Raw genomic sequence first — 14088 nt, forward strand, 5'->3', positions numbered from 1 at the left:
CTGCCGCCAGCGTTCAATCTGAGCCATGATCAAACTCTTCAATTAAAAGTTTTTTTTGAAACCTAAGTTTCAGCTCAATGAATTCTGATTGTCTGCTTCTACTTTTTAAAAAAGTAAAATCAAAACGAATTGACTATATAGTCACTCAGTTACAATTGAGACTCTAACTTTGTTTGCGTGATCTAGCGAACTAGAATCTGCTGTTAGAACTCAATCTGTACGAGTGCCCACACAGATGATTGCTTCATATTTTTAAAGAACGTTTCGAAACATTTCATTGTTTCAAGGGATGTGCATTCTAAGCATCCCCGATTTTTTGTCAACACTTAATTTTGAATTTCTTTAGAAGTTTTCATCCAAGCTCTCAAAGCTAAGTTTTACTCGACTACCAACTCGTTGACTTATTACTTTTCAGCGTTGCTCCCCGTGTCGGTGGAAGCGCATTATAGGGATATCCGATTTTAGTGCAACCCCTTTTTTCATTAAAACTTATAAAAACGGTTTATTCGAACAGAAAACACACAAAACCACTTAAAAACCACATTAATGCAATATTTTCTTCATAAAACTGTCACCAGTTTTCGCGAAGGGATCATAAGTATTGATCAAATTTGGGAGGATGCAAGATACAGTTGAAGAAATTTTCACCTGTATCTTGGTATTCAACGATCTATTCTTTTAGTAAAGAAGACTATATAGCTTTCGTCGATATGCTGAAGCAACACTATCGCCATCAGGAAGCGAAGCGATAATATCTAAAAATCCCCTTTTGGCTTCACCGTAGTTCATATCTTTCTTAAGCACCGTAAGTAGGCTAGCCAATGCTTCCTCTTTTTTACCCACATCTAACTGAGCTTGAGCTAACTGACAACGTAAGTCTAATGAATCAGGCTCAGCTTCCACCGCTAGCTCTAGACGCTTTACCTCTGGCGAATCTTGTGCAGCCGCGGCTTGCGCCAATTTAGCGACTAAATTGTGATAATACGGGTCTCGCTGTTCTTCATTTACAGAATCTAACAACGCTTGAGCTTCATCAAATTTTTGAATTTGCATACAGATATCCGCAAACACCAACTTAACCCGAGTGTTACTACTGTCAATGTCGTATGCCTTCTTCGCATAACTAAAGGCATTATTTAGCTCGCCGCTTGCAAGGAATTGCTTCGCTTGATCAAGTAAAATAACTTCAGGTGATGGTAAATGCTCAGACAAAGCTTCTTTAATTTCTTCTTCTGTTTTTGCCCCTGCCAGCATATCTACTGGCGCACCACCTTTTAAAATCACAATCGTTGGCAAAGCTTGTAAACCAATTTGCTGAGCGAGTTGAGATGCCAGAGCTTGTTGGACATCACAGTCGATAACACCTATGGTTATGTGCTCACTATAAGCAGCCGCGATCCCCTCCAATATTTGGTCTTGCTGAACACATTCAGGGTTTTGATTGCTATAAAAGGTTAGTAATAACACTTTCTCTGGATTTGGGTCGGTTATTACTTGCTGAATGTTTTCAGGGGTTAGTTGGATTTTATTGCTCATATTCTATTTTCTGTCTGAGTAATTAATATGGTTGATATAGTGACACTATCTGAATTTACAACCAAGCCAAGAAAACAATTATGCAGAGCTTGGCTTTCTCTTTCGAGTAAATTTCCCCTTTCTTGCCCCACGTTTTTTAAATGCAGGTACAGGGACGCCTTTCAGTGCATTCGTATTGATAGACTGAGCGCTGTCAATAAATCCACCTAACTCATCACAAAGCGGTTGCATAAATTGATTATACGACGTTTCCTTATTGGCGATCTTTCCGAGCAATGACTCCCAGAGCGCAGTTCTGTCTGGTAATGAAAGTGACTCAGGTAGGGTTTGAATAAATGCTTTTCCCAGCGCCGTAGAATATATCGTCTTACCTTCTCGCCTAAGAAACTGCCGTCTAAACAAAAGTTCAATAATTCCGGCCCGCGTCGCCTCGGTGCCAAGCCCGTCAGTGTCTTTCAATACCTTTTTGATAGATTGATCGGAAACAAACCGTGCAATACCTGTCATTGCACCTAATAAGGTGGCTTCAGTGTAATGCTTTGGCGGCTGGGTTTGCTTTTCTTTAACTTCACCTTTCTCGCATAAAAGTTGCTCTCCCACCTGTAACTCCGGCAATAGGCTTTCTTTTTCTACCTCATGACCTTTAAACAGTATCTTGAATCCTTGATCTGTGATTTGCTTCGCTTGTGCTTTGAATTGACCACCACTAATCTCCAACTCCACTTTAGTTTCGTTGTAGCGGTAGGGGTGAAAGAATTGCGCAAGGTATTGTACAGAGATGAGTTGATAGACCTGTAACTCTCTATGCCCAAGCTGAGCACTGCGGTGCTTTTTAGTGGTTGGAATAATAGCGTGATGCGCTTCTACCTTTTTATCATTCCAACACGCTCCTTTTAGGTTCATATCAGCTAACTTAATAAACTTACTTTCTATTCCCTGATTGTGCTCGGCAGCCGCAATGACTTGCTCTCTTTCAACAAAATGTTCTTGTGGTAGATAACGGTTATCTGATCTAGGGTAAGTGATCAGTTTATGTTTCTCATAAAGTGCCTGACAAATATCCAACACTTGCTGAGCCGATAAACCGTAGCGCTTATTTGCGTCAATCTGCAAAGAAGAAAGGTTATAAGGTAACGGCGGATTTATCTTTTTTGGTTTCGTTTCAACTTTATTTATTGTTGCTTGCTTTTGACTGATCCTATCCGCAACATTTTCAGCTAAGGCTTTAACCAGAACACGCCCATCTTCGTCCATATAAGGCTTACATGCTTCACTTGGTACCCACTTAGCTTCAAAGACTCCCCAATTTGGTTTATTGATATGTGCAATCACCTCATAAAATGGTTTAGATACAAAGTTCTCTATTTCTAAATCTCTCCTAACAACCAAACCAAGTACCGGTGTTTGCACTCTGCCAACCGACAAAACGGCATTCACTCCCGCTTTTTGCCCAGCCAACGTAAACGCTCTGGTTAAATTCATACCAAATAACCAATCCGCTCTAGCTCTTGCAAGTGCAGATACACTTAAAGGAACAAACTCTTGATTAGAACGTGTCGAAGCCAATGCCTTTTTCACAGCTTGTGGATTCAAATCACTGATCAACAAGCGTCGGATCGTTGCTCTTTTCCGCTCTGGCAAATTTACGAATTGAAATACTTCGTCCACGAGCAATTGCCCTTCTCTATCTGGATCTCCAGCATGGTAGATTTCATCGGCTTTTGTGAGTAACTTTTTTAAAGTGCTAAGCTGCTTTTTTGTTTTTGGCTTTGCTTTGAACTGCCATTGAGTAGGCACGATTGGTAGATCATGAAACTGCCATTTTTTGTATTTGGCATCGTAGTCTTCAGGTTCTGCTTGTTCCAACAAGTGGCCTATACACCAAGAAACCACATCACCATTCGCGACTTCTATATAACCATCTTGTTTTTTATGTGGTTTTGGTAAGACATCGGCGATTGCTCGACCTAAAGAGGGTTTTTCTGCGATATAGAGTTTCATGATTGGCTTAACTGTATATAGATACAGTTATCATAGTGAATTTTGATGAAAAACGCCATAGCTGCAAAGAGACTGTCTCCAGTCTCTTTGCAAACCAACAAATTTACGTTCTTAATAAATTAAGTTGCTTGTGTTTCTGTTCGACTATCAGCGTCATTGAACTGGCCGCTTGCTCTACTTCATCAGCGAACTTCGAAAGCTCAGCAGCGGCGTCTGAAATGCCCGTCGTATTCGTATTAATTTCTTCGGTAACCATGCTTTGCTCTTCCGCAGCCGTCGCAATTTGCGTTACTTCATTAGAAATGCTCGTCAACTCAGCAACTAGCGTACTCATTAACCTAGCCGATTCTTGGCAATAACTCACTGCGTCTTCACCTAGCTGCACAGAGCTCTCAATGATCCGGCCTGAGTTCGCGACTTCACTCTGTAGGTTATCTATTAGTTTACTAATGTCGTCCGTCGACGCCTGTGTTTTTGACGCCAAAGCTCGAACTTCATCTGCAACAACCGCAAAACCACGCCCTTGTTCCCCCGCCCTTGCAGCTTCAATTGCCGCGTTTAAGGCCAGTAAATTAGTTTGCTCTGCAATGGCTCTGATCACTTCTAGTATTTTGGAAATATCATCACTGCGTTCAGATACCTTCACGACCGCTTGTTTTGCATCAATGACTTGATCCGCCATTGATTGCACCGTTTCAGTCGTTTTAATGATGCTTTGTTCGCTTTGCTGAACTTGATCCGCGGCCTGATTCGTACTTGCAGCCGCTTTTTCAGACGCCCGGGCCACCTCTGAAGCGGTCGCACTGAGTTCGTTAATTGCAGTAACTACGCTGTCTATCTCTAGATGCTGATTAGCGACTTTGTTTTTGATGTTAATCGCAGCTTCTGTTGTTCGATGCGACTGCTCATAGGAAGATTCAGCAAGACCTTTGAGGTCATCAATCATTTTTCGTAGTTTATCAGTAAAGCGGTTAAAGCCATGTGCCAAGGCAATCAACTCAGCATGATGGCTCACTTCTAGCTCATGCGTTAAATCGCCTTCGCTAGAAGCTAAGTTCTCGACTCGTTCCTGAATATGAGTAAGCGGGCCGATAATTGTGTTCACTAATACCACCGCAATCGCAATGCCAATAACAGCAATAACAATACCGATAATAAGCATCCAGCGACCAACGGAGTTTGTCGACTCCTCCAGCTGACTTTGCAGCGTTGTAGCAGAACTAAGTGCAATTGCCTTAGGTAGTTCGATTACCAGAGACCAAGTGGTGTTTGGTAACGCAATATTGATCGGTACTGCTACGACTAAATCTTCACCAAGCTCTTTAATCCCAGAACCTGTGTGCAGCGATTTTAACACCTCAGCCCTATCTGACTTTGTCGACTCTGCAAGTGGGCGTGCTAAATTCTTATAGTGACTAGAACCCACAACAAGACCCAGCTCACTTAACAAGGTTACCTTAGCGGCTCCTGAGTAAAGCGAGTTTGAGAGCTCGTCGACCATAGTTTGAAAAATCGGCAAATTTACATCCACGCCCACTAAACCTCTAAATTGACGATTGACCACGACTGGTGTAGTCAATGAGGTCATCAGCATTTTGTTGCCCGGAGAAATTTCATATAAATAGGGCTCCATGATACAAGGCGCTATTTTATCTTTTGCGCACAGATACCACTCGGCTTCTCGTAGGCCAAATTCATTGATTGCATCGGCATATTTTTCTTCTGCCGACTCAACTTTTTGTTGCATCGGACCATCAGCTTCTTGAGTGAAGTAGAGCTCTAAGGTACCAGCGCCCGGCACAGAGTGACTCGAACCACCTTGATTACTGGCATCATTGCCATCGTAACCATTCGGTTCAAACTGTGCATACATAGAAGACACAAAGCGATTTTGCTTTAGCGCACCATTGACAACTTCTTGCACTTGTTCTCGGCTCAGAGGATCCTGCTCGGCGGTATGCGATAGCACACCCGCCAAAGTGTAAGGAACACGATAGGCTTCATTGATAAAGCCAGCCACACGTTGCCCATATTGATTGCCTTTAGCGATAAGACCTTGGGATATTTCATCATAAATCGCTTGTTGGACCCCTTCACTTTGCTTGGTATTTTCTGCTGCAAGGTGAAACCACATTGTTGTCACTAATATAACAACCAAACTCGTTACTAATGCTGTTACAAAGAATAAGAGTTTGTTTTTAATCGAAGCTTGTTTCATAACATTCCCAGTTTTTAGACTTAGTATGCAAACAAATTGCACTGCACGTTCATCATCAACTTGATAAAACGAGTGACCCCTATTTTTATCGGCGACTATGAAGTCTTTTTTAACTGTAGCAAAAAATTTAATAACGTACTGAAATTTATGATACTTAAGTGAAGCATTTTGAGGAATAAATTATAAAGTGGTGGATAAAAAAATAGCGCCGAAGCACTATTTTTTTATCTTGTCTTTGCCAGTCGTCTTTTCATTACTTGGCAAACGGTGATGTATTGCTGACTTAATCAGCATATATCCAGAGATGGGGGCGGTGAGCAACAAAAATATTGAAATCAAGATTTCTTTTACACTCACGCCATCAGTCGTGGTACTGAAATACACCATTGCCGAGGTCAATAAGCACGCCATTCCAAGCGTTGTAGCTTTTGTAGGACCATGGAGACGCATAAAAAAGTCAGGCATTTTCACAAGACCAATAGAGCCTATCAATACAAATGCACCACCTAACAGTAATAAAATAGAAATTATCCATTCTGACATATCGCTCTCCTATTCTATGATGTCGCCGCGTAGCAAATACTTACATACTGCAACCGTACTTACAAAACCAAGCATTGCTATTAGTAATGCGGCTTCAAAGTACAATGCAGTCCCCATACTCATTCCATAAAGAATAATAAGCGCAATGGTATTTATGTACATGGTATCGAGCGCTAAAATTCTATCTGGAATTGAAGGTCCAACAACCAAACGCCAAAGATTTAGCAAAAGTGATACACCTATCATCGCAAAGACAATAAGAATTACAGTTTCTAGCATTCAAAAATCTCCTTCAATGGCGCTTCATAACGAGATTTAACTGTATCAATCAATGCTTGCTCATCCGTAAGATCTAACACATGGATCAGTAAGTATTTACGTTCTGGTTTTTCGCCACTTTTTACAGACTCTGGCCAAGGGTATACCTCAGCACTTACGGTGCCAGGAGTTAAAGATACCGTGCTGGCTAAAATAGTGATTGGCATAGCTTGATCTATATCGAGCGGCACCAACACGAAACCAGGGCGTAATTTCTTCGTTGGTCCTAAGATCTTTATCGCGACCTCAACGTTGGCAGTAATGATATCGTAAAGCACCAACAGCAAATGAGTAAACGCACGCCATGGCTTAATGATCAGTGGTTGCTTAGTTCTAAACCTATAGGTAATAAGCGGGATCACAATCGCTAGAATAGTCGCGAGAATAATATGCCCAGCTGAAACACTATTATTCATCAATAACCATACGGTAAACAGCAGTAGACTGCGAAATGGAGTTGGTAGCCATTTAAACCTTGCTTCTAAACGCATCTATTTCGCTCCTTTTAACACTGCATTCGTCATGCTTGAAAAGTCGTGCAAAGAGTCGGCTGCTGACAATGCATAATCAGTCAATGGACCGGCAAAAATCACCATTAACGGTGCACAAGTTATCAAGGTAAGAATTGCGATAATTTGGGCTGGATGCGCTTTTTCTGCCGATTGCGTATCGACCTTACCCGTATGATGCCAAAACACAGTGCTACCTGCTTTTGAGACACTAACTAATACCGCTAAGCTTACTAACAAATACACCGCCCAAAACCAATATGTGTGACTAGACTCGATGGTCGACTTTAAGATCCATACTTTGCCAATAAAGCCTGATAACGGTGGCATACCAATCACAGTGATTGCCGCTATCGCAAACATGATACCAAGTAACATGGGTTGTACTACTGGGCGACCTGCGGTGATCCTATCGGCAACTTTACCCCTTTGTTTCCCCACTAAATCAGCGAGTAAGAACAATGCAGCAGACACTAACGTCGAGTGCACTAAATAGTAAATGGCTGCAGCACTACTATTTACAGTTTGTACGGCGACTAATGCCACTAAGGTACCAACCGACACCACCACTAAATTTGCAGACAGCTTACGTAAGTCTTGACTAGCAAGCACGCCAATTCCACCCATGACGATAGTCGCCAGAGCGAGCCACCATAGCCACTCTTGTGCCATATGACTTAATTCACCAGCTTGATCGCCAAAAATCAGTGTATACACGCGCATCATGGAATACACACCCACTTTAGTCATGATTGCAAATAAAGCGGCAACAACAGGCAACGCGGTTGCATAGGTGTTTGGCAGCCATAGATGAAGCGGTAGCAAGGCGCCTTTTAGCGCAAATACAACCAATAACAATAAGCCGCCAATCTTAGCAAGATAAACATCATCTCCTTGTAAGAAAGTGATCTTATATGCCATATCCGCCATGTTCAAAGTACCAAGCACACCGTACAAGATACCTAATGCAATCAAAAATACCGACGAACCTACTAGATTTAGGATCACGTATTGCAGTGAAGCACGGGTATTGTGCTTATCACCACCATGCATTAGTAGTGCATAAGACGCTATCAACAAAATCTCAAAGAATACAAATAAGTTGAACGCGTCACCAGTTAAGAAGGCGCCGTTTACCCCCATCACCAAAAAGTGCAGTAACGGATGGAAGAAACTTCCTCGTTCGTCGTCTCCGGCACAGCTATACAGCGAACACACAAAACACAACAACGCGGTTAAGCTGACTAACAGAGTCGAAAGTTGATCAGCAACTAACACAATACCAAACGGTGCTTGCCAGTTACCAATCGCATAAACCTGAATGCCAGACTGCTGAACATGTAGTAAAAGTGAGGCACAAACTGCAAACGTAATCAGCGACATAAGTACTGAAACTTTACGCCTAATCGCTAAGTTTTTACCACACGGTGGCATCAGCAGGATCACCCCTGCCAACATGGGTAATAAAATAGGTAAAGAAGTCAAATGTTGGATCATGCTTTACCCTTTTTGTCAGGAACAATGCCATTTACATGGTCATTACCCAAATCAGAACGACCGCGAATAGCTAAGATCACGACAAATGCCGTCATCGCGAACCCGATAACAATTGCCGTCAATACCAAGGCTTGCGGCAGTGGATCTGCATACTCACTGCTATAACCAAGCACTGCAGCTTTGTTTAAGGTCAATCTACCCGATGCGAACAAAAACAAGTTGACCGCATAAGACAACATAGTTAAACCAAGAACAACAGGGAATGTTCTTGCTCGTAGAATCAAAAATACGCCACAGGCTACTAGCAAGCCCACACACGATGCATAAAGCAATTCCATTAAATATTCACCTCTTCTTTGGGCGCATTTGCCGTTACTTTACCTAGGCTCGCCAAAATCATCAGCGTTGCACCAACCACGGTGATATAAACACCAAGGTCGAATGCGATGGCACTTGCCAACTCAGTTTTACCTACCAATGGGATATCAAAATAATCAAACCATGAGGTTAAGAATGGTTTGCCAAAGAACCAACTACCCACACCGGTTGCTAGAGAAATAGCGATACCCGTTGCGATAATCTTGCGGTAATTGACATCAAAGCGCTCTGCAATCCAATTCGAACCATGAGCAATGTATTGTAAAATAAAGGCTATCGCCGTGATTAGGCCCGCGATAAACCCACCACCCGGTAGATTGTGGCCGCGCAAGAAAATATAAACCGAAACCAGCAATGCCAAAGGCAATAAGCTTTGCGAAATACTTGCCAACAGTAACGGATATCTCTCTTTAGCCCAAGGTCTGCCTTCACTGTCACTGCCTGGCATAAATAGTGGTAAATTAATCAGCAACTTATAAATCCCCAGCGCCGCAATACCCAGTACAGTAATTTCACCTAGCGTATCAAAACCACGGAAATCCACTAAGATAACGTTAACGACATTCGTCCCGCCACCGCCAACTTTGGCGTTTGCAATAAAGAACTCAGAAATACTATCCAGCGGTCTTGTGATCAAGGCGTAACTGATACTTCCAATGATCACACCAATTGCTGAAGCAATCCCCATATCACGGAGTACGCGAATAGAACTAGACTCCTTCGGCGTTCTTTGCGGTAAGAAGAATAACGCAAGCATTAACAGAATAATGGTTACTACTTCTACCGTTAACTGAGTAAGCGCCAGATCCGGTGCTGAGAAGCGCGTAAAGGCAACCGACACCATGAGACCAACAACCGAAATCATTAGCAGTGCAACCATACGAGTACGATGCCAGATAACCGTGCCAATTGCTCCAATCATTAATAAACCAGCACCAATACCGTTATGTACGTCAATTGGCGTCGGCTCTAAATTACCCACTAACTGTGACATTTCAAACAATGGCCAGCCCGCACTCACCAGCACAACAATAAACATCAGCATCAGATAACGCTGTAGCGAACCATTTTCTATTGCGTTTACACGCGCGCGACTCCAAGACACGATGTTGTACATAGTCCGTTCAAACGTTTTCTTAGCGTTCATTGGCGGTAATGAAGCTTGGAATTGGAATAGATATTTGCGCTGAGTATAAATTAATAAACCACCACATACCGCAAGACCACTCATAAGCAGTGGTAAGTTAAAGCCATGCCAAATAGCAACCTCAAAGGTTGGCGCAGCCTCCCCTAATACCGCACTTGATGCTGTTTTTAACATGCCATCAACGATAAAGTTAGGGAACATGCCGACTATCAAACATAAAGCGACCAAGATTTCGATTGGAAAACGCATATAGCGTGGCGCTTCATGTGGCTCCTTAGGTAAATCAATTGGATCTCCGTTGAAGAATACGTCATGAATAAATCGCGCCGAATACGCAACAGAGAATGCACCGGCGATTGTCGCCAAAATTGGAATCAACCACGACATAGAGCCCAGAAGTTGCTGGTGTAGCGTCTCGGCAAAGAACATTTCTTTAGACAAGAAACCATTAAGTAGCGGCACCCCAGCCATCGCAGAAGCGGCAACCATCGCAAGCGTTGCGGTATAGGGCATAAAACGCCACATACCGTTAAGTTTACGCATATCACGAGTACCCGTTTCATGGTCGATGATCCCCGTCGCCATGAATAAAGAAGCCTTAAACGTCGCGTGGTTAATAATATGGAAAACCGCCGCGACAGTCGCAAGCTCAGTATCCAGACCAAGTAATAACGTAATAAGACCTAAATGACTGATCGTTGAAAACGCCAGAAGACCTTTTAGATCATGCTTAAATAACGCGATATAGGCGCCAACGAGCAGCGTCGCTAAGCCCGTTAAGCCAACGAGAATAAACCATAGCTCTGTACCCGCCAGCGCAGGATAAAAGCGCGCCAGTAAGAATATTCCAGCTTTCACCATAGTCGCAGAGTGTAAGTACGCACTTACAGGCGTTGGTGCAGCCATCGCGTGCGGTAGCCAGAAATGGAATGGGAATTGCGCGGACTTGGTAAATGCCCCCAGTAGCACAAGGATTAACGCCACTTCATATAATGCATGGGATTGAATAAGCTCACGACTCGATAAAATCACATCCAAGTTATAACTGCCAACAATATCACCTATCAACATCAAGCCAGCAAGCAGTGCTAAGCCGCCACCGCCAGTGATAGCAAGTGCCATTTTCGCCCCTTTGCGAGCCTCTGATTTATGCCACCAATAGCTAATAAGTAAAAATGAACTAATACTGGTAAGCTCCCAGAATAACCACAGTTGTAATACGTTATTAGACATAACGATGCCAAGCATGGCGGTCATAAAGAGCATTAAGTAGGCATAAAGTTTAGGCATGGAATCATTGCTGCTAAGGTAGTATCTAGCATAGAAGATAACCAGCATACCAATGCCCAAGATCATGAAAACGAACAACAACGCAAGACCATCCAGTCTAAACGCGATGTTAATATCTAGAAGCGGGACCCATTCAAATGTGTACCGAATAGTCTCTCCTGCGAAAACGGCAGGGGCGAGATCAACAGCAAGTAAAATTGCCACTGCTGGCGCTACTAAGGTTATAGCAGTCGACTGATTACGAGAAAGCTTTCCCGTAAATGCAGAGATAAAACTGCCAATTAAGGATAGCAAGGGTATCCAAAATAAAGTCATAGATGAAACCTTTTATTTGCGTCGTTATGGCTCGTTTAGATCAATGTGACAATTCCCCTTCCAAGTTGGAGCAATCGGTACACATCAACCACACGTACATGAACCCTGTTATACTTGATTAGTGTTTGAGTTGTCTAGAGTTTCACTTTCTAGCTGATGCTATTTTAGCCAACCTTAACAAACTATTCAGAATAAGTTCAAAACTATTCAGCTGAATTAACCGCTATTTTATCTTCTAAACGTATTGAATTCAGTACTGCTAACCACCTTTTACGGTAATTTTCATCTAACTTAATTGATTGATATTCGAGCAAAGAGTGACTATTCGAGGGTTTATATGAGGAAAGTTTACCTAACTCGCAGGTGCGACTCGGCACCCAATTGTTCGGTGCGTGGTCACCAACGTAAAGATTTGGTGCCTTTTGCCCTGAAGTCGCGCAAAGCCATTTTGCTTTTTTAGCTGGTACTGGGTATTCATCTTCAAAACCACTAAAGTGCATAAGCTCGTGTACCAGCGTATTGTAGGTGCTGGTGGCGGTTAAAGTCATGTGCTTGCCGCTGACATTAGCAAGTCCTTCCGTTGCCATTAACACCAGATGATCGTATTTCGACAAGCCCTGCTCGTTTCGTAAGTCACACATTGCAAATCCCCTTTGCCTCTTACAACTGAGTTTATTCGCCGCATATATCGGTTTGGATAAACAATATACGCCTTTGGCTGGCTCTGGTTGTTGCTCATAAGCATGTTTAAGCGCTTGTAAACGTTGCAAACCATCTAAATCACTGGCGATTAGTGCAAGATTAAACTGACAAAACGCACTTGAATGCTGACGCTCTGAGAGAGTGTGAAACTGTCTTAAGTAGGGGTTATTCAAAAATGTCGTGACAGACTTTCCTTGCCACACCGCGAGCAACGAAGTGAGTGCTGGGTTTAACGCGTAGCGCTTTGAAAGCGCATAAAGCAAGTGATATCGGCCAAGTGATACTAACTGCTCGGACACTTGCTGGCGCTGCTGACGATTTAAACGGGACCAAGTATCAAGTAAAAGCGGCTTAGTGCTATTTTTCTCTTGAGCACTCAAACTGCGCTGTAACCGTTCAAACTCCCAACTTGGTTGCTTTAGGCCTGCAATGGCTTTTACTAATTGTGCACTTGCTTGTGAGGGTAACACCTCTAGCACCGGTGCAATGGCAAAATAGCTATTTGGATTGGCGACGACAAGTGCTGATTTTTGTGCGCTAGAGAGATGTGCATAATTAGGGCTGCTTGAAAACAGCAGCCCTATAAGCACGAAAATAACAAGGTGTTTAGCTCGCGTCTTGTTCGTCATTCAACTGGGCAAGTAAATCAAGCTCAAGACGCGCGTATTTATGTTCTACAAACTCATATACATTAGTTGCCAGTGCGAGCTTAAAATAGCTAATCGCAGAGGCTAAATCTCCTTGGGTCTGATATCGCTTAGCCAGATAAAAATAGGCTTCACAGAGACGCTGTGCGTACTCTTCTTGGGTGCTCACGCCCTCAGAGATCTGCGCAAGAAATGCTTCTTCAGATAAAGTACCCAAATATAGTGCAACTAACTGAGACGACCATTCGTCAGGGTCTAATGCTTGGCTATTTGCTGCCAATGTCTGCTTAGCAAGTACATCGTCTACTTGCTGCTGAGCAATATACAGCCACATAGCACGGTACGCATCTTTTGGAGCACGCGCCAAAAAGGCTTCAAAATCTTTTACAGCTAAATCGGCTCGCTCGCCGTAATACAATGCGATACCACGATTTAAATAGGCATATTCATGTTGCTCGTCAAGCTCAAGCACGGCATCAAACATTTCATATGCGCGGCCATAATTTTGTTCTAACGTTTGATGAATACCAAGGAAATTATATACTTCGGCGAGATCCGGCTTAATTTGTACGGCACGATTGAAGTCAATGCGAGCAAGAGTTTGTAAGCCAATGCTATCGTACAGCATACCGCGATTGTATAGCAGCTGCGCGCGTTGCTCATTTGCCATATCTGGCTGTAAGAGTAACTCGTTAAATCGAGCAATGGCAATCTCATTACGGAAATTGGCTTGAAGTGGTACTGCAAGCGGAACATTTACAATGTTTTTAGTGGCCTCTGGCTGCGTGCTTTTACATCCTACCAGCCCTATTAGCACTAATGGCACAACTATTTTCGCTAACTTCATTTCCTTCCTCATTCAATGGCATTTGCCCGTTTAGAGTCTTTGCACAGGTATACCAACAATCTGATTATTTACTATAACTTTGCCTAGTTCTCTATTGACCAGATAAACTCAGTTTTGTTTCATCATTTTGAGTCAAACAG

11 protein-coding genes are annotated in these 14088 nt (G+C 42.8%); all 11 read right to left on the reverse strand.

Annotated features, from left to right (window positions below; genetic code table 11):
• Positions 1 to 678: 678 nt before the first annotated feature.
• The 11 genes from A587_RS0111845 to nlpI all read right to left on the reverse strand — a co-directional run bounded on the left by A587_RS0111845 (position 679) and on the right by nlpI (position 13948).
• A complete protein-coding gene (locus tag A587_RS0111845) occupies positions 679 to 1536 on the reverse strand; it encodes a tetratricopeptide repeat protein (protein ID WP_017217777.1) in 858 nt (285 codons plus the stop codon).
• A 78-nt stretch (positions 1537 to 1614) separates the two neighbouring features.
• A complete protein-coding gene (locus tag A587_RS0111850; protein ID WP_017217778.1) occupies positions 1615 to 3537 on the reverse strand; it encodes a DNA topoisomerase III in 1923 nt (640 codons plus the stop codon).
• A gap of 103 nt (positions 3538 to 3640) precedes the next feature.
• Complete coding sequence (locus A587_RS0111855; RefSeq protein WP_017217779.1) at positions 3641 to 5755, reverse strand: methyl-accepting chemotaxis protein; 2115 nt, start codon at positions 5753 to 5755, stop codon at positions 3641 to 3643.
• 216 nt (positions 5756 to 5971) lie between these two features.
• Positions 5972 to 6298, reverse strand: a complete 327-nt coding sequence (locus tag A587_RS0111860; RefSeq protein ID WP_010370840.1) for a Na+/H+ antiporter subunit G — start codon at positions 6296 to 6298, stop codon at positions 5972 to 5974.
• 9 nt (positions 6299 to 6307) lie between these two features.
• Positions 6308 to 6577, reverse strand: a complete 270-nt coding sequence (locus tag A587_RS0111865; RefSeq protein WP_010370838.1) for a K+/H+ antiporter subunit F — start codon at positions 6575 to 6577, stop codon at positions 6308 to 6310.
• On the reverse strand, positions 6571 to 7107 hold the full coding sequence (locus A587_RS0111870) for a Na+/H+ antiporter subunit E (protein ID WP_010370836.1): 537 nt from the start codon (positions 7105 to 7107) through the stop codon (positions 6571 to 6573). The genes A587_RS0111865 and A587_RS0111870 overlap by 7 nt, the downstream gene beginning before the upstream one ends.
• A complete protein-coding gene (locus tag A587_RS0111875; protein ID WP_010370834.1) occupies positions 7108 to 8622 on the reverse strand; it encodes a monovalent cation/H+ antiporter subunit D in 1515 nt (504 codons plus the stop codon).
• The gene (locus tag A587_RS0111880) at positions 8619 to 8960 is read right to left on the reverse strand and encodes a Na+/H+ antiporter subunit C (protein ID WP_010370832.1); all 342 of its coding nucleotides are present in this window, start codon (positions 8958 to 8960) and stop codon (positions 8619 to 8621) included. The genes A587_RS0111875 and A587_RS0111880 overlap by 4 nt, the downstream gene beginning before the upstream one ends.
• Positions 8960 to 11752 carry a monovalent cation/H+ antiporter subunit A gene (locus tag A587_RS0111885; RefSeq protein ID WP_017217780.1) on the reverse strand — a complete coding sequence of 931 codons (2793 nt, stop codon included), beginning with the start codon at positions 11750 to 11752 and terminating at the stop codon, positions 8960 to 8962. The genes A587_RS0111880 and A587_RS0111885 overlap by 1 nt, the downstream gene beginning before the upstream one ends.
• A gap of 203 nt (positions 11753 to 11955) precedes the next feature.
• Entirely contained in the window at positions 11956 to 13083 is a 1128-nt protein-coding gene (locus A587_RS0111890; protein ID WP_017217781.1) for a hypothetical protein, read from the reverse strand.
• On the reverse strand, positions 13061 to 13948 hold the full coding sequence (gene nlpI / locus A587_RS0111895) for a lipoprotein NlpI (protein WP_017217782.1): 888 nt from the start codon (positions 13946 to 13948) through the stop codon (positions 13061 to 13063). Before nlpI ends, A587_RS0111890 begins: the two co-directional genes overlap by 23 nt.
• Positions 13949 to 14088: the final 140 nt, after the last annotated feature.

It is taken from the genome of Pseudoalteromonas sp. NJ631 (assembly GCF_000276645.1).
In the GTDB taxonomy this organism is placed as follows: domain Bacteria; phylum Pseudomonadota; class Gammaproteobacteria; order Enterobacterales; family Alteromonadaceae; genus Pseudoalteromonas; species Pseudoalteromonas piscicida.